Origin of the sequence: Streptosporangium sp. NPDC006007, from assembly GCF_040614315.1 — a bacterium.
Taxonomy (GTDB): Bacteria; Actinomycetota; Actinomycetes; order Streptosporangiales; family Streptosporangiaceae; genus Streptosporangium.
In genome coordinates this window covers 92,247-115,488 of record NZ_JBEXUG010000019.1, presented here as the reverse complement: position 1 = coordinate 115,488, position 23,242 = coordinate 92,247, and the positions used below count along the sequence as shown (strand labels likewise).

Here is a 23,242-nt window from a genome sequence, read left to right as displayed (position 1 = left end):
GGAGCATGAGAGGACGGCTGGCCCTGGCCGCGGCGGCGGGGGCCGCCGCCGAGCTGGCCGGGCTCGGCCTGATCGGGTCGGCGGCGTGGCTGATCACCAGGGCCGCCGAACAGCCGGAGCTGGCCGCCCTGAGCGTGGCGATCGTCGGGGTCAGGGCCTTCGCCACGAGCAAGGGCGTCCTGCGATACGGCGAACGCCTGGCCGGGCACGACGTCGCCCTGCGAGCCCAGGCGACGACCAGGGAGCGGCTGTACCGGGCGCTCATCCCCGCCGGGCCGCTGAACCATCGGGGGGCCGACCTGCTCAGCCGGATGGTGGACGACACCGAGGCGGTACAGGACCTGCTGGTGCGCTGCCTGCTGCCGGCGGCCGCGGCCCTGGTGACCGGGGTGGCCGCGGTCGTGCTCGGGCTGTTCCTGCTGCCCGCGGCGGCGCTGGTGCTGCTGGCCGGGCTGGTGGTGGCCGGGGTGCTGATCCCCGCGGGGACCGCGGCCGCCGCCCGGCGCTGGTCGGCGCGGATCGCGCCCGCTCGGGCGGACCAGGCGGCCAGGGTCGCGGACCTGGTGCACGGCGCCGCCGACCTGGCGGCCTACGGGGCCGGCGGCCGGGCACTGGCGGCCTGCGCCGAGGCCGACGCCCGGCTGGCGGCGCTGGAACGCCGCCAGGCGCGGGCGAACGCGACGGCCACCGGGCTGGGCGCGCTCACCCAGGGGCTGACGGTGCTGGCGATCGTGCTGGTCGCCTCGGGCTCCGGGGCGGGCCGGGTCGCCACGACGGTGCTCGCGCTGACCGCGCTGGTGTCGTTCGAGCCGGTGCTGCCGATGGCCGCGGCCGGAGAGCGGCTGACCGGGGTGCTCACCGCCCTCCGCCGCCTGCGGGAGGTCCGCGCCACCCCGCCCGCCGTGACCGAGCCCACCGCCCCCTCCCCCCTGCCCGGGGGGCCGCCGACCGTCGAGATCGACAACCTGGTGGTCCGGCACGGCCCGGGCCGTCCCGCGGCGCTCGACGGCGTCAGCCTGACCCTCACCCCCGGCCGGCGCGTCGCCCTGGTCGGTCCCAGCGGCGCGGGCAAGAGCACTCTGCTGTCGGCGCTGATGCGCCTGGTGGAACCGGAGTCTGGAACGATCCGGCTGAACGGGGTGGAGATCGGGGAGCTGTCCTCGGACGACACCCGGCGGATGATGACGGGGCTCACCCAGGACCCGTACGTGTTCCAGGCGTCGCTCCGGGACAATCTGCGGCTCGCCGGGCCGGAGGCGGACGAGGAGGAGCTGGCGGAGGCCGTACGGCGGGCCAGGCTGGAACGGTGGGTGGCGCGGATCGGCTGGGACACGGTCCTCGGTGAGGACGGGCGGACGGTGTCCGGAGGGCAGTTGCAGCGGCTGGCCCTGGCGCGGGCGCTGCTGAACGACCCTCCGGTGCTGCTGCTGGACGAGCCCGCCGAGTCCCTGGACGAGGAGACCGCGGACGCTCTCATGGCGGACCTGCTGGACGCGACCCACGGGCACACGACGCTGCTGGTCACACACCGTCTGCGTGGCCTGGAGAAGGTGGACGAGATCGTCGTCCTGGAGAACGGCGCGGTGGTGCAGCGGGGCGCCCACCGGGAGCTGGTGCGCGTCCCGGGCTACTACCGCGACCTGTGGCGCTCGGAGGCCCTGACCGCCGGCCGCTGAGAGCCGACGGGCGGGGGCCGGTCACGCCGCCCCCGCGTCCGGGGTGACCGGCTCCCGCCGTCGCGGGGGCGTTCCCCGCCCACGGCCCGGAAGGGTCTCTCCTCTTCGAGATGTCCTTCGGGCCGGGGAGACGGACACGTCGCCGGCCGTGGCGACCGCCGGCGGCGTGTCCGGGCTCGCGGGACTACTGGCCGACCTTCTCGGCGAGGGTCACGGTGACCGTCTGGGACTGACCGTCGCGGACGTAGACGAGGGTGACCTTCTCTCCCGGCTTGAAGCCGCGGATCGCGCCGACCACGGTGGCGCCGTCGTCCACCCGGGTGTCGTTGATCCTGGTGATCAGGTCGCCCTGCCTGATGCCCGCCTGGGCCGCGGGGCTGCCCTCGGTGACCTGGCTGACCAGGGCGCCGCCCGCGTCGCCGGTGGCGTCGGCGAGGTTCACCCCCAGGAAGGCGTGGGTGACCTTGCCCGTCTCGATGAGCTGCTTGGCGACCTGCTTGGCGGTGTTGATGGGGATGGCGAAGCCGACCCCGATGTTGCCCTCACCGCCGTTGGTGGCGATGGCGCTGTTGATGCCGATCACCTCTCCCGAGGCGTTGACCAGGGCGCCGCCCGAGTTGCCCGGGTTGATCGCCGCGTCGGTCTGGATGGCCCCGCCGATGGTGGTGGGCGCGCTGCCGCCCTGCGGCATGCCCCCGCCCCAGCCGGGGGGCAACTGCTGCCGCTGCTGGCCGCCGACGGTCAGAGTGCGGTTCAGCGCGCTGACGATCCCGGCGGTGACCGAGCCCGACAGGCCGAGCGGGCTGCCGATGGCGAGCACGGAGTCTCCCACCTTGAGCCTGTCGCTGTCGCCGATCGTGGCCTTGGTGAGCCCGGAGACGTCGCTCGCCCGGATGACCGCCAGGTCGGTGGCCGGGTCGGTGCCGACCACCTTCGCGACGGCCGTCTTGCCGTCGCTGAACTTGACGGTCACCTGACCGCCCTGCCCACCGGCCTCCACCACGTGGTTGTTGGTCAGGATCAGGCCGTCCGCCGACAGCAGCACACCCGACCCCTCGCCGCCTCCGTTGGGGGTCTTGATCTGGATGGACACCACCGAGGGCTGGACGGCCCTGGCGACGTCGGCCACCGTGGTCAGGTTACCGACGGGGCTGGCGATCGGGCCCTCCGAGGAGACCACCGCGCCGCCACCGCCGAACGCGGTCGCCGTGAAGGCCCCCGCCACTCCACCGCCGACGGCCATCGCGGCCATCGCCAGGCCCACGCCCAGCTTCTGCCGGGCGCTCAGGCCGTGCCGGACCGGCACCGCGGACGGTTCCGGCACCGGATGTGTCAGCGTCGGCTGCGACCCGACGGGGTCGCCTGTGGCGTAGCCGCCGGCACGCGGCGGCACCCTGCCGAACTGGCTCCAGCCTTCGCTTCCACGGGTCGCCTCAGCCGGGGTGCCGTCCTGCTCATTCTTGTTCGGGTCCATGTCTTCCCCCAACGTCCTACATCCGCCCGTGGACTGCCGGAGCGGCGACCGGTGCTTCCGGTACACCAAGACGATGCCCGAAGGCGTATAAGAGCAGCTTAAGAGGATGATCGATGTGCGCCCGATCCCCTGACGGGGGCTTTATCAACCGTGGTCAGCCCCGGTCCGCCGGCTCGGAAACCGGCACGCCCGTCCTCCTCCCCCGCGGCCGGGCCGCGGGTCAGAGGTCCACGTCCTGGGAGGCGATGACGGGGCCGCCCGGCGACTGCCCGGCCGGGGTCACCACGACCCGTCTGCCCGGCTCCTCGTAGCCGTGTTCCGTCAGCCAGAGCAGGATGTACGGTCCCAGCTGGCTGAGGGTGATCGGGCAGTCCGGCGAGAAGAGGTCCGTGCCGGTCGTCTCCCCGGCGTCCTTCTCGACGATCGACAGGGTGTAGGTGGTCATGGCGGCCCCCGCGCTGTAGTCGTTTCCCCCCGGGGCGTGGCTCCGCCCCACTGCGGTCGTTCCCCCGGAGGCCATACCCAGTCGCGCGGACGGCCCCACCCCGGCGGGAAGCGCCGGGGTCAGGGGGTGGCCGGACGGTACTCCTCGCGCAGGAGCCGCTTGTAGAGCTTTCCAGTGGCGTGACGGGGGAGGTCGGGGCGGAAGTCAACCGACTTCGGGCACTTGTAGGCGGCGAGCCGGGAACGGCAGTACTCGATCAACTCGGCCTCCAGCGCCGGGCCCGCCAGCTCCATGGAGACCGGCTGGACGACCGCTTTGACCTGCTCTCCCATCTCCTCGTCGGGGACGCCGAAGACCGCCGCGTCCGTCACCTTCGGGTGGACCGCCAGGACGTTCTCGGCCTCCTGCGGGTAGACGTTCACCCCTCCGGAGATGATCGTGTACGAGCGGCGGTCGGTGAGGTAGAGGAAGCCCTCCTCGTCGAGGTAGCCGACGTCGCCGAGGGTGGTCCAGCCCCGGCCCCGCGGGTCCTGGGCGGCCCGCGTCCTCTCCTCGTCGCCGTGGTAGACGAAGGAGGGGCCGCCGGAGAAGTAGACGGTGCCGTGCTCGCGGGGCGGCAACTCCTCGCCCTGCTCGTCGCAGACGTGGACCGTGCCGAGCAGCGATCGGCCGACGGTGCCCCGGTGTTCGAGCCACTCCGCCGAGTCGACGTGGAGGAGCCCGTTCCCCTCGGTCCCCGCGTAGTACTCGTGGACGATCGGGCCCCACCACTCGATCATCCGCTCCTTGACCGGGATCGGGCAGGGTGCCGCGGCGTGGATGGCGCACACCAGTGACGACAGGTCGTGGCGTGCCCTGGTCCGCTCGGGCAGCCTGAGCAGTCTGATGAACATGGTCGGCACCCACTGTGAGTGCGTGACGCCGTGTCTCTCGATCAGAGCGAGCGCCTCTTCGGGGTCGAATCCCTCCATCACCACGACCGTCGCGCCCAGCCGCTGGAAGTTCATGCAGTAGCGCAGCGGGGCCGCGTGGTAGAGCGGTGCCGGGGAGAGGTAGACGCTGTCGGCCGACGGCCTGAACAGGAACCGGATGAGCCGCAGCAGCCCTCCCTGCCGCTCCAGCGCCTCCCCGGACAGGGGCGGCTTGACGCCTTTGGGCCGTCCGGTCGTGCCGGAGGAGTAGAGCATGTCCGCGCCCTGGCACTCGTCCGCCACGGGGGTGACCGGCCGGCCCGCCACCGCCTCCTCGTAGGAGCCGAACCCCGGGGCGACGCCGTCCAGCATGAGCCTGAGCTCGACCTTCGGCGTCACCGCGGTGACCGAGGTCGCCACGTCCGCCAGCCCGGCCGAGGAGATGAAGATCCGCGCGTCGCAGTCGTCCAGGATGTAGGCGAGCTCACCGGTCGTCAGCTGCGAGCCGATCGCGGTGTAGTACAGGCCGGACCGGTGCGCGGCCCAGGTGATCACCAGGAACAGCGGGTGGTTCTCCAGCATGAGGGCGATGTGGTCGCCCGGCCGGAGCCCGGCGGCGCGGAACAGGTGGGCGAGCCGGTTGGACTCCTCGTCCAGCTCCCGGTAGGTGACGACCCGCCCGGAACCCGCCATGACCACAGCGGGCCTGTCAGGTGAGACTGCTGCGATGGCTCCCGGATGCATGAGGCCGAACATTACTCGGCTTGATGTTCGGTGAGAAGGAAGGGTGGGAGCCGTGGCTCCGATGGTGCGCCGCCACGGCTTCCCGGGGTCCCTCCGGAATCGGCCTCAGGCGGCGGGGACGGCCGCGGGGATGACCGCGCCCTGGTAGGTCCGCTCGATGAACTGCCTCACCTCGGGGCCGGCGAGCAGCTTGGCGAGCTTGGCCACCCGCGGGTCCTGCTCGTGTCCGGTCGCCGCCACCAGGCCGTTGGCGTAGGGGTTGCCCTCGGCCTTCTCCAGCACCAGCGCGTTCTCCGCGGGCTTGAGGCCGGCCTCCAGCGCGTAGTTGCCGTTGATGACGGCGGCGTCCACGTCCTCCAGCGAGCGGGGCAGCTGCGCGGCCTCCAGCGGCTGGAACCTGAGCCCCTTGGGGTTGGCGGTCACGTCGCGCTCGGTGGCCGCGGTGCCCACGCCCTCCTTGAGGGTGACCAGACCGTTGTCGGCCAGCAGCCTCAGGGCCCGGCCCAGGTTGGTGGCGTCGTTCGGCAGGGCCACGGTGGCGTTCCGCGCCAGCCCTCCGAGGTCGGTGATCTTCTTGGAGTAGAGCCCGAGCGGCTCCAGGTGGACCGGCCGCAGGAAGCTCAGCCTGGTGCCCTTGGAGGCGTTGAAGTCGTCCAGGTAGGGCTTGTGCTGGAAGAAGTTGGCGCCGAGCCGGCCCTCGTCGAGCTGTACGTTCGGCTGGACGTAGTCGGTGAACTCGACGATCTCCAGGTTGAGACCCTCCTTGGCGGCGAGCCTGTCCTTGACGAACGTCAGGATCTGCGCGTGCGGGACGGGGCTGGCGCCGACCTTGAGCACCTCCGTGGCGGAGCCCTTGCCCGCGGCGCCGGTGTCCGCGCCGGTGGTGGCGGTGGTCTCGGCCGAACCGCAGGCGGTCAGCGCCACGACCAGTGCGGCGGCGGCGGACGCGATTCCGAGTGACGTGCGCATGACGCGCTCCTTTTTGGGATTGGGAAACCGGGGCCGCGCTCGTGGCGGCCCCTGGGGAGGGAGACGGAAAAGGGGTCAGTGGCGGGCGAGACGCCGGGCGACGGTGTCGCCGAGCACCTGCACGAGCTGGACGACGGCGAACAGCACGACGATGGTGAACACCATGAGCTCGGTCTCGTAACGCTGGTAGCCGTAGCGGATGGCCAGGTCACCGAGGCCGCCGCCGCCGATCGCCCCGGCCATCGCCGAGTAGGCGATCAGCGCGACCACCGTCACGGTGAGCCCGGCGACCAGGCCTGGCATCGCCTCGGGCAGCAGGACCTTGCCGACGACCGTCGTACGGCCCGCGCCCATGGCCCGGGCCGCCTGGACCCTGTCCTGGCCGACCTCGCGCAGCGCGGTCTCCACCAGCCGGGCGAAGAACGGCGCGGCGCCGAGGGTCAGCGGGACCACGGTGGCCGCGGTGCCGATGGTGGTACCCACGATCATCCGGGTCAGCGGCATCACCGCGATCATCAAGATGATGAACGGGAGCGACCGGCCGATGTTGACGATCAGCCCGAGCACCCGGTTCAGCGTCCAGGAGGGGAGCAGGCCGCCTCGGTCGGTGACGACCAGCGCGATGCCGAGCGGCAGCCCGAGCAGCACGGTGAACAGGGTGGACCAGGCGACCATCAGGACGGTCCGCCCGGTCGCCTCCCACAGCAGCGGAACCATCTCGTCCCAGGTCATGAGATCTCCTCCGGGCGTCGTACGGGCCGGGTCCGGGGTGTTTTCGCCGGCCCGTTCACCGGGCCTCCTCCACCAGCAGCCCGCGCCCGGCCAGGTAGGCCAGGGCGGCGGCGCGGCCTTCGCCGGTGAGGCGCAGCCGCAGCCGCCCGGCGGAGACGCCCGCCACCTCCTCCAGTGCCCCGCCGAGGATGTTGACGTCCACGTCGAACTCGCGGACCACCTGCGACACGACGGGCTCGTCGGCCTGGCCGGTGAAGGTGATCGTGACGTTTCCCGGGTCGGGCGCGGGGAGGGGGAACAGCTCCGAGGCGAGCCGGGACCCCGGTCTGGCGATCAGCTCGGGGATGGTGCCGGACTCCTCGATCAGGCCGTCGCGCATGATGGCGACCGAGTCGCAGATCGTCTTGACCACGTTCATCTCGTGGGTGATCAGCAGGATGGTCAGGCCCAGCTCACGGTTGAGGCGTTTGAGCAGGGAGAGGATCGACTGCGTGGTGCCGGGGTCCAGAGCCGAGGTGGCCTCGTCGGACAGCAGCACCGAGGGGTCGCCGGCCAGCGCGCGGGCGATGCCGACCCGCTGCTTCTGCCCGCCGGACAGTCGCGCCGGGTGCACGCGGGCCTTGTCGGCCAATCCGACCAGCTCCAGTAGCTCGGCGACTCGCCTGGCGCGTTCGGCCCTGCCGATCCCCATGACCTCCAGCGGGAACGCCACGTTGCCGGCGACCGTCCGGGAGGAGAGCAGGGCGAAGTGCTGGTGGATCATCCCGATCCGCTGCCGGGCTCCGCGCAGCTCGGCCTCTCCCAGCGCGGTCAGCTCACGGCCGGCCACCGTGACGGTGCCCTCCGTGGGGCGTTCGAGGAGGTTCACGCAGCGCAGCAGCGTGCTCTTGCCGGCACCGCTCTGCCCGAGCACGCCGAAGACCTCCCCCCGCCGGACGTGGAGGTCGACGCGTTCGACGGCGACCACCTCGCGGTTCCGGTCTCGATAGACCTTCCGCAGGCCTGACACATCAATCACAGCTGTTCCCCACCGTGGACGGATCACCAAAAAGGACTCGTGGCCGGGGAACGGCTAGCGCGTGCCGGGGTCGAAGGGGAGGTGGCTCAGGCGGCGCAGGACGAGGTCGTCCGCGGGGCAGGTCATGGTTTCGGGGCCTTCGGAGAGGAGAACGGGTGGCGGCGGAGTTCAGCGCGTGGAGTGCGTACAGCCCGTGGCTCGTACGCCCGGCATCTCACACATGCGCATACACCCGCCACGACACACGACCCGGCCCTGCGGGGTCGTGCCGAGAGGATGTGCCACGTTCACGTCTGCCTCAACGTGCGGCTCGCTTACCTTAATTCCCGATATTTCATGTGATACCAGTCACATACGGGGGAAAAGAGGGAAAGCTCGGAGAAATCTGAGTCGTCCCCGGAGGCCGGAGCCTCCGGGGACGGGTCAGGCCGCGGCGGGCTCGGCGGCCGTGGCCGGAGTGAGCGCGATCTCCAGGACCTCGCGCACGTCGCTCACCACGTGAACGGTGAGCTCGTCACGGACGGCCTCGGGGACGTCGTCCAGGTCGGGCTCGTTGCGGGCCGGGATCAGCACGGTGGTGATGCCCGCCCGGTGGGCGGCCAGCAGCTTCTGCTTGACCCCGCCGATCGGAAGCACCCGGCCGGTGAGGGAGACCTCGCCGGTCATGGCCACGTCGCCCCTGACCGGACGGCCCGACAGCAGCGAGGCCAGGGCCGCGGTCAGGGTGACCCCGGCCGACGGGCCGTCCTTGGGCACCGCCCCCGCGGGGAAGTGGACGTGCACCGAGCGGTCCTTCAGGGAGGCCACCGGCAGCTCCAGCTCCGCGCCCCGCGAGCGCAGGTAGGACAGGGCGATCCTGGCCGACTCCTTCATGACGTCGCCGAGCTGGCCGGTCAGGGTCAAACCGGTGTCACCGGTCTCCGGATCGGCCAGGGACGCCTCGACGTAGAGGACGTCGCCGCCCGCCCCGGTGACCGCGAGACCGGTCGCCACACCCGGCACCGCCGTACGCTGGCGGGACTCCGGGAGCGAGGACTCCGGCACGTGGCGCGGACGGCCCAGGTAGGGAACCAGGTCCCCCACCGTCACGGGCAGTCCGGCCTCGCCGAGCGCGACGTTGGCGGTCACCTTGCGCAGGATCCTGGCGATCGAGCGCTCCAGGGACCGGACACCGGCCTCCCGGGTGTACTCGCCGGCCAGCCTGCGCAGGGCGTCCTCGGTGACGGTGACGTCCTCGGCGGTGAGGCCGGCCTTGTCGAGCTGGCGCGGGAGCAGGTGGTCGCGGGCGATCGCCACCTTCTCGTCCTCGGTGTAGCCGTCGAGTGTCACGACCTCCATGCGGTCCAGCAGCGGGCCGGGGATGGCCTCCAGCACGTTGGCGGTCGCCAGGAACAGCACGTCGCTGAGGTCGAGCTCGACCTCCAGGTAGTGGTCCCGGAAGGTGTGGTTCTGCGCCGGGTCGAGCACCTCCAGCAGCGCGGCGGTCGGGTCGCCCCGGTAGTCGGAGCCCACCTTGTCCACCTCGTCCAGCAGCACGACCGGGTTCATCGAGCCGGCCTCGCGGATCGCGCGGACGATCCGCCCCGACTGGGCGCCGACGTAGGTGCGGCGGTGACCGCGGATCTCGGCCTCGTCGCGGACGCCGCCGAGGGCGACGCGGACGAACCTGCGGCCCATCGCGCGGGCGACGGACTCACCGAGGGAGGTCTTGCCGACTCCGGGAGGGCCCGCCAGCGCCAGCACGGCGCCGCTGCGCCGGCCGCCGACCACGCCGAGCCCCCTCTCGGCCCTGCGCCCGCGGACGGCGAGATATTCGATGACGCGGTCCTTGACGTCGTCGAGTCCGGTGTGGTCGGCGTCCAGGACGGCGCGGGCCGCGGTGATGTCGTAGGAGTCCTCGGTCCGCTCGTTCCACGGAATGTCGAGGACGGTGTCGAGCCAGGTGCGGATCCAGCCGGTCTCGGGAGACTGCTCGGAGGTCCGCTCCAGCTTGTCGACCTCCTTGAGCGCGGCCTCGCGCACCTTGCCCGGCAGGTCGGCCGCCTCGACGCGGGCCCGGTAGTCCTCCTCCTCGGTCTCCGGGGAGGAACCGTTGAGCTCGGCCAGCTCCTTGCGGACCGCGGCGAGCTGCCGGCGGAGCAGGAACTCGCGCTGCTGCCTCTCCATGCCCTCCTGGACGTCCTTGCGGATCGTCTCGGCCACGTCGAGCTCGGCCAGGTGCTCGCGCGACCACTCGACCAGCATCGAAAGCCGGTCGGCGGGGTCGGCGGTCTGCAGAATCTCGACCTTGCGCCGGGTGGTCAGCCAGGGGGCGTAGCCGGAGTTGTCGGCGAGGACCGACGGGTCGTTCATCTGGTTGACCGCGTCGACGACCTGCCAGGCGCCCCGCTTCTGCAGGATGGTGGTGGCCAGCGCCTTGTACTCCTTGGCCAGTTCCTCGGCGCGGGGGCCCACCTTGACGGTGTCGATCAGGGTGGCCTGGACCCACAGGGCCGCGCCGGGACCCGTCGTGCCCGCACCCACCCGGACCCGGCCGACGCCGCGCACCACGGCCGCGGGCTCGCCACCCGGCAGCCTGCCGACCTGCTCGACCACGGCCTTGACCCCCACGGAACCGTACCTGCCGTCGATGCGGGGGACGAGCAGCACCTCCGGCTTGTTCTCGGCGAGTGCCCGAGCCGCGTCGATCGCGGCCCGGACCTCGTTCTCGGACAGGTCCAGCGGGACGACCATGCCCGGGAGCACGACCTCGTCGTCGAGCGGCAGGACCGGGAGGACCGAACTCTCACTCATCTGCACTCCAGGGGTTGAGTTATACAGGCTCAATTAATGGGAGCGCAGGATTGTTCCCGACATTGAGCGTGTTCGCTGTGAGCGATGGTAATGGTGTAATTTTTCTCCATGGGAGGGCGTATCGGGTCACCTCGGCCCGACCTCCGGGCCACCGGCACGGCCCCCTCCGGCCTCCGATCACGCGGGCGCCTCCCGGGTCGCGCCGGGCCGTCGACGACACCGCCGGCCGGTCGCCCCTGCCGGGATGTTTTAATGACAAGGTGTCGTCATCGACTTGACGAGGGTTCCCGCTCTTTGTGACACTGTGTCATGAAAAGCCCTTCTGACGCGGAGTGATCATGAGCGAGTCGCCCTTCTCCGAAGTACTCAGAAACGCCACCTGGAGCGACCACGAGTCCGCCGAGGACGAGGGCTACCTCAAAGCCCTGATGGCGGGCCGGCTCAGCCGCGAGGCCTACGGCGAGCTGGTGGCCCAGCACTACTTCGCCTACGTCGCCCTCGACAACGCCTCCCGCGCGCTCGCCGACGACCCCGTCGCCGGGCCGTTCGTCTTCCCCGTGCTCTACCGCGAGGAGGCGCTGATCCGTGACCTGGAGACGATCTACGGCGCCGACTGGAGGTCCAGGATCGAGCCGTCCAGGCCGACCAGGACGCTGGTCGCCAGGATCGAGCAGGTCGCCGACTGGCCGGGCGGCCACATCGCCCACCACTACACCCGCTACATGGGCGACCTGTCCGGCGGGCAGTTCATCCGGATGGAGCTGCAGAAGATCTACGGCTACCAGCCGGGCGGCGGCGTCGACTTCTACCTCTTCGACGAGGTCGGCAGCCTGCCCCGCTTCAAGAACGACTACCGCGCCCGCCTCGACGCGCTCCCGGTGGACGAGGCGGAGAAGCAGCGGATCATCGGCGAGACCAGACTCGCCTACCAGCTCAACACCGAGGTCCTCGCCGACCTCGGCCGGGTGGCGCGGGCCGAGCTCGTCGCCTGACCCACTGCCCGACCTGCCGCACGCACGGCGAACGCTCCGGTACGGCATGCCGCACCGGAGCGTTTCACACCCGGGACGCGGCGCCGCGGGGCACGGCACCGGAGAGCGCGGACGCGGCGCGAGGCCGGGCGGCGGGGCAGGAGGACGGCCCCGGAAACCCCGGAGTGCCGTCCCCGAAACCCCGGCGGGAACGGCCCGGCCGCACCACCGGCACTGTGCGACCATGGGAGCATGCCCCGGATTTCGGCCGCGACCATCGGCGAGCACCGCGCCCAGACCCAGGACCGGATCCTGCAGGCCGTCTCGCGCCTCTCGCGCGACCAGGGCATCGACACCATCTCGATGACGGACGTGGCGCTTGAGGCCGGGATCACCCGGACCGTTCTCTACAACTACTTCCCCGACAAGGCCGCGCTGCTGCTGGCCTTCACCGAGCGGGTGACCCACTACTTCATCGAGAGCTACGAGCGTGAGCTGCACGGGCAGGCCTCCCCCGTCGAGCGACTGCGGGTGTTCGTCAGGCTCCAGCTGGCCGGGCTGCTCGCCCACCCCCATCCCGGCCCCGCCGACCTGTCGGCGGCCCTGGGCCCCGACGCCTACCAGCGGCTGGCCGACCACGTCGCGCCGATGCAGCGCATCCTGACCGGCATCATCGACAGCGGCGTGGCCTCGGGCGACTTCCAGGCTCCCGATGTGACCGCCACCGCCCGGATCATCCTCGCCGTCATCGGCGCCGAACGGGTGCCGCTGCTCAGCGGCACGGTGACGCCCGAGGAGGCCGAGACGATCGTCTGCGGGTTCGTCCTGCGCGGGCTGGGCGCCTGAACCGCCCCACACGGGCCTCCCGGATCACCGGCGTCACCACGAGGGACCGGCGTCACCGTGGGGTGCCGGGCTCGCCCCATGTCCGGCGGGCGGGATCTCACCCGCCGGGGCGCAAGGCCGTCAACGATGAACCTCAACGGAAGAGGGCGAACCGGACGCGCGGCGCGGTGATCGCCCGGTCCCGGTCCGCCGGGAGGAACGGTCCGCCGGGAGGAAAAAATGTCGGCGGCGGCCGATAGCTTTCGATCACCCCCGATTCGAGGAGCATACGAGATGTACCGCCAGGGAGACATCCTGATCGTGCCCGTCCGCGAGGAGGCCGTGCCCGCCTCGGCGCTGACCTCGCCGTCCGTACCGCGTGACGCCCACGGCCGCCTGGTGCTGGCCCTGGGCGAGGCCACCGGCCACGCCCACGCGGTGGTCGGCTCGGGCACTCTGGTCCGCGGCCTGCGCCCGATGGACCCCGACTTCCTCCACGTCCCCGCCGGCGGGCGCGTCGTCCACGAGGAACACGCCGCGATCTCCCTGCCCAAGGGCTGGTACCGCGTGCAGCGCCAGCGCGAATACATCCCCGGCGCCTTCCGCGTCGTCGCCGACTGACTTTCGAGGAGACCCGCGAAGTTGACCGTCACCACAGAGCTGGCCGACGTCCTGACCGCCGCCGCCCTCCGCTGGGAGCGGGTGGCCTTCCAGACCGGCCCCGCCGACCGTCCCGGCGCGGAGGCGGGAGTACGGCTGGCCTACCGGATCGCCGGGCTGGCCGAGCCCGAGAAGATCATCTGGGTCGGCTCCCCCGCCGAGGGCGCGAGGGCCGTCGCCGCGCTCGGCGCCGAAAGACCGGTGCGCGACGCGGTGCGGACCGGGCCGTGGGAGCGGGCGAGGGCCGACGCGCACGCCTCGCTCGGCATCACGACCTGGTCACTGGCCTGGTCACTGACCGGTGGGCGGCTCTGGGATCCGGCGAACAGGCTGATCACCCAGATCCGCCGGGGCATCGCCGCGACGGAGGAGTCGGAGACGCTCGCGGCCGCGCTGCGCGCCTCCACCCTGGACGCCGTGCTGGGCCAGCAGGACGCGCCGTGGCTGTCGCTGTTCGACGCGCTGGACAGGCCGGAGGTGGAGGGGCTGGTCCAGGTCGCCCGGTCGGCGGGCTGGTGGTGGCCCTTCGAACGGGTGGCCGTCGTCTGCGAGCGTCCCTCCGAACTGCATCTCGACGACCTGTCGCGCCTGCACCGCGCCGACGGCCCGGCGCTGCTGTTCCCCGACGGCTTCGCGGTGCACGCCTGGGGCGGCATGCCCGTCCCTGCCGATTTCGCCGCCTCCATGGCGACGCTGACCCCGCAGCGCATCCGCGCCGAGGAGAACGCGGAGCTGCGCCGGGTCATGCTGGAGCACTTCGGCTACGACCGCTATCTCGCCGAGTCCGGCGCGACCCCGCTGCACCAGGACGAGACGGGCGTCCTCTGGCGGATCGAGCTGCCCGAGGACGAGCCGGTCGTCATGGTCGAGGTGGTCAACTCCACCGCCGAGCCCGACGGCACCTTCCGTAAGTACTGGCTGCGCGTCCCGCCGTCCATCAGCACCGCCCGGGAGGGCGTGGCCTGGACCTTCAACCTGTCCGAGACCGACTACCGCCCAGCCCGGGAGACCTGAGGTCCGCCGGATCCGTCGCCCGGGACCGGGTTCACACGGGGGATACGCTCCAGGATCCCGTCGGCGAAGACGTCGTAGAGGCCGGTCCGCTCCAGGTGGACATAGCCGATGTGACAGTCGCACAGGGCCGCCGGGCAGGCCCTGGCCTCCGGGCGGAACGTCCCGTCGTAGAGGTTGCCGAGGACGGCCGGGACGAAGTGGCAGCGCCGTACGGTGCCCTCGCCGTCCACCGAGATGACGGTGTCCCCCGTACGGCAGGGCTGCCCGGAGCTGCGGTGCGGGGTGCGGCTGTAGGGGAAGAGCCGGTCGATCTCGGTCCAGTGGGCGGCCTCGTCGTCGGTGTACAGGTGCCCCTCGGCGGCGTTCACCCACAGATACACCTCGGCGGGCAGGTCGGCCCGCAGGCGCCGGGCCCGGTCCAGGTGCTCGGGCAGCCCGACGACGCCGACGCTGAATCGGACCCCGCGGGTGACCAGGTCACGGCACCTGTCCAGGAAGCGCTCGTAGTCGACCTGGCCGGGGTGGTAGGTCACCCAGAGGGCGAGCGTGTCCAGGTCGGCCTCGGCCAGCCAGCCGGGGCGGCAGCTGAAGTTGGTCTGGATGGCGACCCGGCGGACGTGCGGGAGACGGCTGAGTTCGACCATCGCCCGCCGGTACCAGGACCGGACCAGCCCCTCGCCCCAGGGCGTGAACAGTATCGAGATCGGGTGCTTCCGCTCCGCCACCCACCCGGTGAAGCGCTCCAGCGCCGCCCGGTCCCGCCGCAGCCCCTCGCGGCTGTCGCGGCGCTTGGCGAACGGGCAGTAGGGACAGTCGTAGTCGCAGCTCGACAGCGGCCCCCGATACAGGATCGTCAGGTGGCCTCCGGCACGGTCCTCTCCCCCGAGTCCCTGGAGGACGGGGAGGTGAACCCTCGCGCGCTCGCTCATCTGTCCTCGTATCCCGCCATCAGCTCGCGGACCCCGCCGGAGAACAGCGCCGGGCCGATCGCGTCGGAGTGGGCGAGCCCCTCGGGGGTGAGCCGGAGGCGGGTCTCACCGGCCCGCACGGTCTCCAGCCAGCCCCGGGCCGCCAGGCGCTCCAGTTCCCCGCCGAAGTCGGCCGCCGCCTCGGCGCCGAAGCGCTCGCGGTAGGCGGCCGTGTCCAGCCCCTCGGCCTGCAGCAGCGACTGGATCAGATGGCGGCGGCGGCGCTCCCCGTCCTCCAGGCGGAACCCCACGTTGGCGACCGCGAACTCCTCCGGCGCGAGCCGTACGTAGTCGTCGATGATCGCGCGTACCCGGCCCGCGCCCACGGCGTACTCGTAGGAGTAGTGAAGATCGGAGGTGTAGGACCGGGCTCCGCAGCCGAGGCCGACCATGCCGTCGCTCTGGCAGCGGTACTCGGTCGCGCCGGAGGATCCCGGCAGCCGGAACATCCGCATCGAGACCTGCTCGTATCCGGCGGCGAGCAGCCGGTCGCGCCCCTGCCGGTAGAGGCCGAGCCGGTGGTCGTCCCAGTTGCGCGCGCGACGGCCCAGACCGGTGAGCGGGCGGACGTACAGCGGGTAGAGGTAGATCTCCTCCGGCTCCCAGCCGAGCGCCGCGTCCAGCGAGTGACGCCAGGACCGCTCGGTCTGCCCGTCGATCCCGTAGATCAGGTCGATGTTGAGCGCCTCGAAGCCGGTCTCCCTGATCCGGCCGAGCGCCGCCTCGACCTCCTGCCGCCTCTGCGGCCGGACCGCCGCGCGCGCCTCGGCGTCGACGAAGCTCTGCACACCGATCGAGATCCGGGTCGTGCCCCGCTCCGCCAGGACGGCGAGCCGGTCGGCCGTCGCGGTCGCGGGCGAGGTCTCCACCGACAGCGGCACGGCCCGCAGGTCGGCGCCCATGATCCGCTCGGTGAGGTCGAACATCCGGGTGAGCTCGGCCGCGCTCAGGTAGGTCGGCGTGCCGCCGCCGATCGCCGCGGTGACGAACCGGGGGTCGTCCAGCGCGTCCCGTACGGCGTTCGCCTGACGCTCCAGGGCGTCCAGGTAGGCGGCGACGAGTTCCTCGGGGGCGCCGGTCCGGGTGAACAGGTTGCAGAACCCGCAGCGCATCTCGCAGAACGGGATGTGCAGGTAGAGGAAGAGACTGCCGGACGGCTCCTTTTCCCACACCTCCCGCAGCGACGGGCGCGGATCCAGTGGCCGGTAGGCCGTCTTGTGCGGATAGGCGTAGACGTATCCCTGGTACGGTCCCGCGTCGATCGAACCACTCGAAATCCGGTCGGAACCCGGCGTCAACGCCATTCTCCCCGCTCCATCGTGAACTCTCCGTAGGGCACGGTCCAGACGACCTCGTGGCCGATCCGATGACCGGTGTATCCGTCTTCACCGTAGGCGGTTCCGTGATCGGAACAGACGATCGCGAACCCCGGCCGCCGGGCGCTCATCAGCGCGAAGAGCCGGCCGATGTGCCGGTCCACGTACTCCAGCGCGGCGGCGTGGCTCCGCCTGTCGTCACCGTGCCCGGCGGTGGCGCCCGGCAGGTGGAACCAGTTCGGCTGGTGCAGCGCCGACACGTTGACGAACAGGAACACCGGGCCGTCCGCCCCCGCCACCGCCCGCTCGGCGCACGCGATCTGCGCCTCGAACGAGGTCGGCGAGGTCACCCCGAACGCCGGATCCCAGTGGCTCTCGGCGAACAGTCCCGGCAGCGCGGAACCGAGCGGGGTGAGCTTGTTGAAGAACCCCACTCCCCCGACGCAGACGGTATGGTAGCCCGCCCCCGCCAGCCCGCCGGGCAGGTCGGGGGCGTCGAACGCCCATGTGGTCCCAGCCGTCGTCTCGCTGCCGGGGAACGCCGCCGCGAACAGCCGGGGATGCGGCCCCGGCGTGGCCGGAGTGGGCAGGAAGCCCGCCAGGATCGCGGCGTGCGCGGCGTAGGTGAAGCTCCCGGGGCTGTGCCGCCGTTCCCACCGCCCGCCGGGGAGCGCCCTGGCCAGGGTGGGCAGCCTCCCCGCGCCGATCAGCTCATCGGCCACGTCGTAGCGGAGCGTGTCCAGCGTCACCAGCAGCAGGTCGTGGCCGCCCACGATGTCGTTCATGTCCCGCACGAGTCTCACCCCGCCCCCGCCCCCGCCCCGGCCTTCGCCGTACGGCGGGCGAGGACGGCCCTGACCTGGGCGTCGTAGGCGTCCAGCCCCTCCGCGCCACCGCCCGGCATCCCGTTCAGGCCGGGCAGCAGGTCGCCGAAGGCGTTGACCTCGGCCACCGCGACGTTCCGCCAGCCGACACCGATCATCAGATCGACCCCGGCCGACAGGCTCCCGGGAAAACACGCCGCCACCCCCGAGCATGTCTTCAGAACCCGCTCCCAGCCGCGCGGGCCGAGCCGCCGCCTGACCGCGTCGAGATCACCGCGTTCCCCGCCGAGGTGCAGGTTGGTCATGGGCGTGCGGCTCGCGCGGACCACCGCGTGCGTCGGCGCGCCGTCGACGACGACCACCCGCAGGTCGATCGTCCGCCCGCCGAGCCCCGCCTTGGGGAACCACCGCTCCACGTGGAGCCCGTCATCGGCCAGCAGGTCGACGATCGCCGCCACGTCGGCCTCGTCCTCGTAGGAACGCACCCGCAGCGAGTTGTACAGCCCACCGGCGGCCGGCTCCGCCGACGTCACCGCCTTCACCCGCTCTCCGGACGCCTGCAGGGCGACGACCCCCGAGGCCGAGGAACCGTGGGCGGGTTTGACGAACACCCGGCCCCATCCCGCCTCGCCCATCCGCTCGCGGAGCTCGGCGTAGCCGCCGATCGGCCCGGGCAGGGCGGGCGGCACCGGCACTCCCGCCTCCGACAGCCTCGCGTGGCACAGCCTCTTGTCGAACATCACCGCGATCTCGCCGACGTCGGCGAGCAGCACCGCTCCCGGCGTCCGCTCGACGGCCTCGCGGACGCGCGCCACGGCGGTCGTGAAGGCGGCGTACCAGGCGGCCCCGCCGCCGACCCGGGAGGGCTCGCCCGGACCTCGCAGCAGCGCGTCGGCCGCGGCGTCACCTCCGGGCGACTCGATCCGCACGAGCGTCCCCGGCTCCAGCCGGATCTCCGCACCTTCGAGCACGGAGGTCCACGGCACGACCTCGGGTTCGCGCAGGCCGTGGCGGAGGCAGGCCTCGGCGAACATGGTCACCCGCCGTTCCCCGGGCGTGCCGACGACCGTCAGCGCGGTCGCTCCGGCACCTCCGCGTAACGCCGGGTCCTGTGGTGGGATTGCGGCAGCACGCCCGGCGAGGGACGTCATACGCTCATGGATCATGAAAGAACCTGTTCACTGATCGCGACGTGGCGCGTTGGGGAGACTCGTGCGCGGGTCGGCCGGGGCGGATCGGCGAGGCTACTCGGCCACCGCGACGTAACGCCACTCGCCGTCCGATTCCTCCTGCTCCGAGACGTCGACCTCGACGCCCGCGAGGGCCGTCTCGACGCGGCTCGTCATCGCGTCGCTCATGAAGTGGTGGTGCAGGTCGAGGCGCCTGAGGTGGGTCAGCGGCTGGCCGGACAGCAGCGCCTCGGCACCCTCGTCGGTGAGGACGCCCATCGACAGGGCCAGCGACTCCAGCCGCGCCACCACCGGAGCCGACGCCACCGCCGCCGCGATCTCGTCCTGGATCTCGCTGTCCTGCAACCCCAGGTGCCGCAGCGCGGGCAGCCTCTCCCCCGACAGGATCGGCGCCAGGTCCGCCACCGTGGCGTCCCCGCCGTACCCCGAGACGCCCAGCCACAGCTCCAGGTACCTCAGCGCGGGGAACTCGCTCTCGGCGACACCCCGGACCACCGAGGCGGGCAGCCCACCCGTCTCGACCCGGAGCATCCGCAGGTTGGCGTGCCTGACCGGGCGCAGCTCCAGCCCGGTCCCTCCCCTGACGTCCAGCCGCTCCAGCAGCGGGAACGCCTCCAGCAACGGGGTGACGTCACTCTGCTGGATCCAGGAGATCTCGCACTCCTCCGACGACATCTCCCCGAAGAAGAGCAGCCGGAGCGCCGGGAACCGGGCGGCGTTCTCCACGAGCAGCCGGACGACGTCCGCCGAGCTCCTCTCGTAGGCCTCGCCCCATCCACCGATGCTGATCGCCCTGACCTCGGCGGTGGCCACCGTCTCCAGGAAACGGCCGAACAGCTCCTCGAAGGTCTCCTTCGAGTCGTACGCGTCCTCCGAGATCTGCCATACCACCTCACCGGCGGCGAGTGTCCGCACGTCGGCGGAGCTCAGGTCCGCGATCGGCAGGCCGGCGTAGTTTCCGCGGTAGAGGTCGTCGACCTCGTCGTTGAACTCGGTGTGGTCCATCCAGGGCTCCTGTCAGGCGAAACGTGACAGACCACGTCCTACCAGAGATCACCGACACTTCGAGAATCCTTCCTCCGGACTGGACGGGCAAAAACGGTCAGTCAAGATGAAGGTTATGGACAACGGCCGCATACGGCTCAGCTCGGCCTCCGGCCGCTGGGTCCTGCTCACCACGGTGCTCGGCTCGGGGATGGCCATGCTGGACGGCACGGTCGTCAACGTGGCGCTGCCCGCGCTCGGCGCCGATCTCAAGGCCGACATGGCCGGCCTGCAGTGGACCGTCAACGCCTACACCCTCACCCTGGCCGGGCTGATCCTGCTGGGCGGCTCGCTCGGCGACCGCTACGGCAGGCGCAAGGTCTTCCTGATCGGCGTCGTCTGGTTCGCGATCGCCTCGGCCCTGTGCGGGCTGGCCCCCACCATCGAGACGCTGATCGCGGCCCGGGCGCTGCAGGGCGTCGGCGGGGCGCTGCTCACCCCCGGCTCCCTCGCCATCATCCAGGCGTCCTTCGTCCGGGAGGACCGGCCCAGGGCGATCGGGGCCTGGTCGGGGCTGGGCGGGGTGGCCGCCGCCATCGGCCCGCTGCTCGGCGGATGGCTGGTCCAGACGGCCGGCTGGCGATGGGTGTTCCTGATCAACCTGCCGCCGGCGGTGCTGGTGGTGGCGGTGGCCGTACGGCACGTGCCGGAGAGCAGGGACGTGCGGGCTGGAGGCCGGTTCGACGTGCTGGGCGCGACGCTGGCCGCGCTGGCGCTGACCGGGATCACCTACGGCCTGATCGGCCTGGAGACGATCCCGCTCGTGGCGGGCCTGCTCCTGGGCACCGCGTTCGTCCGGTTGGAGATCAGGCGCTCACCCGGCGCGCTCGTACCCGTCGAGGTCTTCACCTCGAAGGTGTTCACCGCGGTCAACGTGGTGACGTTCGTCATGTACGCCGCGATGGGAGTGGTGTTCTTCCTGCTGGTCGTCCAGTTGCAGGTCTCGGCGGGCTTCTCCCCGGCGGCGGCCGGGGCCGCGCTGATCCCGGCGACGGTCCTGATGCTGCTGCTGTCGGCCCCGGCGGGTGAGCTGGCCAAGCGGATCGGCCCCCGGATCCCGATGACGGCCGGCATCCTGACCTGCGCGGCCGGGATGCTGCTGATGTCACGGATCGGCGAGGGCTCGTCCTACGTCGTGGACGTGCTGCCGGCGACGACCCTGTTCGGGCTGGGACTGTCGGCCGCGGTCGCCCCGCTCACCGCGACCGTGCTGGCCACCGCCGCCGAGCGCTACGCGGGGGTGGCCAGCGGGGTCAACAACGCCGTGGCCCGGACCGGCGGGCTGCTCGCGGTCGCCGCGATCCCGCCGCTGGCCGGCCTGACCGGCGACGCCTTCGACTCCCCGCCCGTCTTCACCGCCGGGTTCCACACCACGATGCTGATCGCCGCGGCGATGATGGGCGCCGCCGCGCTGATCACCTCCCTCACCATCAGGGAGAACGTCCTGGGCGCCTCCCGCACCCATCCGTGCTGCCCCGTCGAGGCTCCCCCGCTGGACGGCTAGCGAGGGAGCGGCCCGGCGCGGCGCCCGCGTGGAGCATCGGGAAGGGCTCATCGCGGCACGGCGTCGTTTCCTCCGGCAGGCTCGTTCCCTCGGCGCCCGTAGACCCGGTTGATCAGGCGGGCGGCCCCCGCCGGGTCCCTGACCGTGTGCCACCGCCATCTGACCCCGTCGCCGATCCACCGGTACCACTCGGTGCCCACCCAGACGATCAGTCCCGGCGCGAGGCTGAGGATGAGGTCTCCGCCCGCCGTCGGCGACACGTCCCGGTCGTCGGCCGGGATTCTGAGCACCCGCAGCTCGCGGCAGAGGGCGTCGAGCACCCTGTCCACGGTCACCGGAAAGGGCCCGCCTTCCGGTTCGGTGGCGCGCCCCCGGTTCGCGGAGACCTGCCCGGCCCGCCGGTCCCGAAAGGGGGCGCCTGCCGGGCATCTGACTCGTGGAGAGGGATCTGCCCCTCCTCGGCGAGGGCTCGCTCAACGTGCCGTGCCGCACGTTCGAGTTCTCCGGGGGTCACGGCCTCAAGATGCGGCACGGCCGACAGGCCCGCCGCCTTGGGTACCGCCCAGAAACGGCCGGTGTGCTCGCCGTACCAGACCACCCAGCACGGCAGCCGCCGAGCCAGTTCCCGCCCCGCCGCCATGTTGTACGCCAGCCGCTCGTCCACCGCGCATGTCCACCTTCCGGTTGCCGATCACATCGATGTCAGTAGAAGTCGTGCACGATCGGTCGCGCAGCGTGACAATGGTCGATGACGGCGGACACGACGGGTGTCGCCGGAGATCGGAGAGGCGGAGGCGATGGCCGGGGCCGAGAAGGGGGCGCCTCCCGCATGGGCGGTGCGGGTGCGCGGTGAGCGCAAGGCGCGGGGCTGGGACGTCCACACCACGGCGCGGCTACTGCGCGAGACGGCCGGTGACCACGGGCGCGACCTGCCCGGCCATGAAGATCTCGTGCGGACGATCCGCCGCTGGGAGTCGGGCGCGACCATGATGGTCAGCGAGCGCTATCGGCTGCTGTTCAGCCGGGCCATGGGCATCCCCGAGGCCATCCTGTTCGCACCGGCGGGGACATTGAGCCCGTTCGACGGCGCGGCGGACAATGAGGGTCGATCCGCCGAGGAAGCAGGTGATCCTACGAACCGCCGCGACGTGTTCAGAGTGGGGCTGGCCGCCGCCCTGGGGCGGGTGCTGGGTGACGCCGCCGACGAGGCCATGGAGTTCACCCGCAGGGCCGGTCAGTCCGCCATCGGACGGAGCGCCCTCGACCACCTCGAAGTCGTGATCACCGATATCGTTACCAACTCCCGGCGCAGCTCGCCCACCGACGTGTTCACGGTGGCCCGCGCCTACCGTCAGCGTGTGGACCAGCTCATCCGCAGCCCGCACACCCTCAGGGAGGGCCGCGAGCTGTACGTGTACGCCGGACTGCTCTCCCAGCAGCTCGCGAGCTTGGCCCATGACCTGGGCGACCCGGCGACCGCCCACGCCTACGCCATCGACGCCTTCGAGCACGCCCACCAGGCCGGGAACGACGAGCTGTACGGCCACGCGGCCAACGTCTTGGTCTCCATCACGCTTCAGACCAACCAACCGGACAAAGCCCTGTCGGCGGCGCAGAGAGGGCTGGCCCGGGTGCCAACGGCCCACGCCCTTGCTGTACGACTCAACGCCCAAGCGGCCAGGGCTTGCGCCAATCTCGGACGGCGCGCGGAGTGCGAGTCGCTGTTCAGGACAGCCCAAGAGATCTACGAGCGGTTGCCCGGCACCGCACTTGGGCGCTTCGGAATCGACGCCGGAGCCTCCGGTGCGGCCCCGGTGATCCCCAGCTACTCGGCAACGGCGTGGCTCGCGCTCGGAGATTTCGAGCGAGCCCGACGAAGCGCCGAGGCCGCAGTCACCGCATACGAGGCGAAACCAGTCCACAACCGACTCCCCAGTGGGGAGGCCAGCGCACGTCTCTATCTCGGCATCGCCCTGGCCTACCTGGGCTCTCCGGATGAAGCACTCGCCCTGGGCACGCGAAGCCTCGATTCGCCCCGGATGACCGCGCCCGTCCGCGCCCGCGCCGCACAGCTCGACCGGGTTCTCACCAAACGTTACTCCGGCGTGAACGGCGTGCTGGAGTTCCACGAACGCCGCCTGTCTCTCGCGACGTAAAGCGGACG

General features: G+C 71.9%; 21 protein-coding genes. 7 read left to right on the top strand and 14 right to left on the bottom strand.

Annotated features, from left to right (window positions below):
- Positions 1-5: 5 nt before the first annotated feature.
- The gene (gene cydC / locus ABZ194_RS17210) at positions 6-1,676 is read left to right on the top strand and encodes a thiol reductant ABC exporter subunit CydC (protein WP_355597205.1); all 1,671 of its coding nucleotides are present in this window, start codon (positions 6-8) and stop codon (positions 1,674-1,676) included.
- Positions 1,677-1,860: 184 nt separating this feature from the next.
- Here cydC and ABZ194_RS17205 read toward each other — a convergent pair whose 3' ends face one another.
- From ABZ194_RS17205 to lon, 7 genes are all read right to left on the bottom strand, one after another.
- Complete coding sequence (locus tag ABZ194_RS17205; protein WP_355597203.1) at positions 1,861-3,150, bottom strand: trypsin-like peptidase domain-containing protein; 1,290 nt, start codon at positions 3,148-3,150, stop codon at positions 1,861-1,863.
- A gap of 220 nt (positions 3,151-3,370) precedes the next feature.
- Positions 3,371-3,595, bottom strand: coding sequence for a hypothetical protein (locus tag ABZ194_RS17200; protein ID WP_355597201.1), 225 nt, complete (start codon positions 3,593-3,595; stop codon positions 3,371-3,373).
- A gap of 119 nt (positions 3,596-3,714) precedes the next feature.
- Positions 3,715-5,250, bottom strand: coding sequence for an acyl-CoA synthetase (locus tag ABZ194_RS17195; RefSeq protein WP_355597199.1), 1,536 nt, complete (start codon positions 5,248-5,250; stop codon positions 3,715-3,717).
- 105 nt (positions 5,251-5,355) lie between these two features.
- Positions 5,356-6,219, bottom strand: coding sequence for a MetQ/NlpA family ABC transporter substrate-binding protein (locus ABZ194_RS17190; protein WP_355597197.1), 864 nt, complete (start codon positions 6,217-6,219; stop codon positions 5,356-5,358).
- A 75-nt stretch (positions 6,220-6,294) separates the two neighbouring features.
- On the bottom strand, positions 6,295-6,951 hold the full coding sequence (locus ABZ194_RS17185) for a methionine ABC transporter permease (protein WP_355597195.1): 657 nt from the start codon (positions 6,949-6,951) through the stop codon (positions 6,295-6,297).
- Positions 6,952-7,006: 55 nt separating this feature from the next.
- Positions 7,007-7,969 carry an ATP-binding cassette domain-containing protein gene (locus ABZ194_RS17180; protein WP_355597193.1) on the bottom strand — a complete coding sequence of 321 codons (963 nt, stop codon included), beginning with the start codon at positions 7,967-7,969 and terminating at the stop codon, positions 7,007-7,009.
- A 423-nt stretch (positions 7,970-8,392) separates the two neighbouring features.
- Complete coding sequence (gene lon / locus ABZ194_RS17175) at positions 8,393-10,762, bottom strand: endopeptidase La (protein ID WP_355597191.1); 2,370 nt, start codon at positions 10,760-10,762, stop codon at positions 8,393-8,395.
- A gap of 338 nt (positions 10,763-11,100) precedes the next feature.
- On the opposite strand from lon, the gene ABZ194_RS17170 reads away from it, so the two are divergent.
- The 4 genes from ABZ194_RS17170 to ABZ194_RS17155 all read left to right on the top strand — a co-directional run bounded on the left by ABZ194_RS17170 (position 11,101) and on the right by ABZ194_RS17155 (position 14,232).
- Positions 11,101-11,754, top strand: coding sequence for a biliverdin-producing heme oxygenase (locus ABZ194_RS17170; protein WP_355597189.1), 654 nt, complete (start codon positions 11,101-11,103; stop codon positions 11,752-11,754).
- 231 nt (positions 11,755-11,985) lie between these two features.
- Entirely contained in the window at positions 11,986-12,579 is a 594-nt protein-coding gene (locus tag ABZ194_RS17165) for a TetR/AcrR family transcriptional regulator (protein WP_355597187.1), read from the top strand.
- 273 nt (positions 12,580-12,852) lie between these two features.
- Positions 12,853-13,179 carry a hypothetical protein gene (locus tag ABZ194_RS17160; RefSeq protein WP_355597185.1) on the top strand — a complete coding sequence of 109 codons (327 nt, stop codon included), beginning with the start codon at positions 12,853-12,855 and terminating at the stop codon, positions 13,177-13,179.
- A 21-nt stretch (positions 13,180-13,200) separates the two neighbouring features.
- Positions 13,201-14,232 (top strand): DUF6745 domain-containing protein, encoded by a 1,032-nt coding sequence (locus ABZ194_RS17155; protein WP_355597183.1) that lies wholly within the window; start codon positions 13,201-13,203, stop codon positions 14,230-14,232.
- Here the strand turns inward: ABZ194_RS17155 and ABZ194_RS17150 are convergent.
- The 5 genes from ABZ194_RS17150 to ABZ194_RS17130 form a co-directional block, all read right to left on the bottom strand.
- The gene (locus ABZ194_RS17150) at positions 14,208-15,161 is read right to left on the bottom strand and encodes an STM4011 family radical SAM protein (RefSeq protein ID WP_355597181.1); all 954 of its coding nucleotides are present in this window, start codon (positions 15,159-15,161) and stop codon (positions 14,208-14,210) included. The two genes, ABZ194_RS17155 and ABZ194_RS17150, sit on opposite strands and share 25 nt — an antisense overlap.
- Positions 15,158-16,504 (bottom strand): STM4012 family radical SAM protein, encoded by a 1,347-nt coding sequence (locus ABZ194_RS17145; RefSeq protein WP_355597179.1) that lies wholly within the window; start codon positions 16,502-16,504, stop codon positions 15,158-15,160. The genes ABZ194_RS17150 and ABZ194_RS17145 overlap by 4 nt, the downstream gene beginning before the upstream one ends.
- Positions 16,495-17,301, bottom strand: coding sequence for an STM4013/SEN3800 family hydrolase (locus ABZ194_RS17140; RefSeq protein ID WP_355597177.1), 807 nt, complete (start codon positions 17,299-17,301; stop codon positions 16,495-16,497). Before ABZ194_RS17140 ends, ABZ194_RS17145 begins: the two co-directional genes overlap by 10 nt.
- A 14-nt stretch (positions 17,302-17,315) precedes the next feature.
- Entirely contained in the window at positions 17,316-18,506 is a 1,191-nt protein-coding gene (locus ABZ194_RS17135; RefSeq protein WP_355597175.1) for an STM4014 family protein, read from the bottom strand.
- Between the two features lie 78 nt (positions 18,507-18,584).
- Complete coding sequence (locus ABZ194_RS17130; RefSeq protein ID WP_355597173.1) at positions 18,585-19,535, bottom strand: STM4015 family protein; 951 nt, start codon at positions 19,533-19,535, stop codon at positions 18,585-18,587.
- 115 nt (positions 19,536-19,650) lie between these two features.
- On the opposite strand from ABZ194_RS17130, the gene ABZ194_RS17125 reads away from it, so the two are divergent.
- Positions 19,651-21,078, top strand: coding sequence for an MFS transporter (locus ABZ194_RS17125; RefSeq protein ID WP_355597171.1), 1,428 nt, complete (start codon positions 19,651-19,653; stop codon positions 21,076-21,078).
- A gap of 47 nt (positions 21,079-21,125) precedes the next feature.
- Here ABZ194_RS17125 and ABZ194_RS17120 read toward each other — a convergent pair whose 3' ends face one another.
- Together ABZ194_RS17120 and ABZ194_RS17115 are read right to left on the bottom strand one after the other, a co-directional pair.
- The gene (locus tag ABZ194_RS17120) at positions 21,126-21,413 is read right to left on the bottom strand and encodes a hypothetical protein (RefSeq protein ID WP_355597169.1); all 288 of its coding nucleotides are present in this window, start codon (positions 21,411-21,413) and stop codon (positions 21,126-21,128) included.
- Positions 21,410-21,742: a hypothetical protein gene (locus tag ABZ194_RS17115; protein WP_355597167.1), complete on the bottom strand. Its 333-nt coding sequence runs from the start codon at positions 21,740-21,742 to the stop codon at positions 21,410-21,412. Before ABZ194_RS17115 ends, ABZ194_RS17120 begins: the two co-directional genes overlap by 4 nt.
- 103 nt (positions 21,743-21,845) lie before the next feature.
- On the opposite strand from ABZ194_RS17115, the gene ABZ194_RS17110 reads away from it, so the two are divergent.
- Positions 21,846-23,234: a hypothetical protein gene (locus ABZ194_RS17110; protein ID WP_355597165.1), complete on the top strand. Its 1,389-nt coding sequence runs from the start codon at positions 21,846-21,848 to the stop codon at positions 23,232-23,234.
- Positions 23,235-23,242 lie beyond the last annotated feature (8 nt).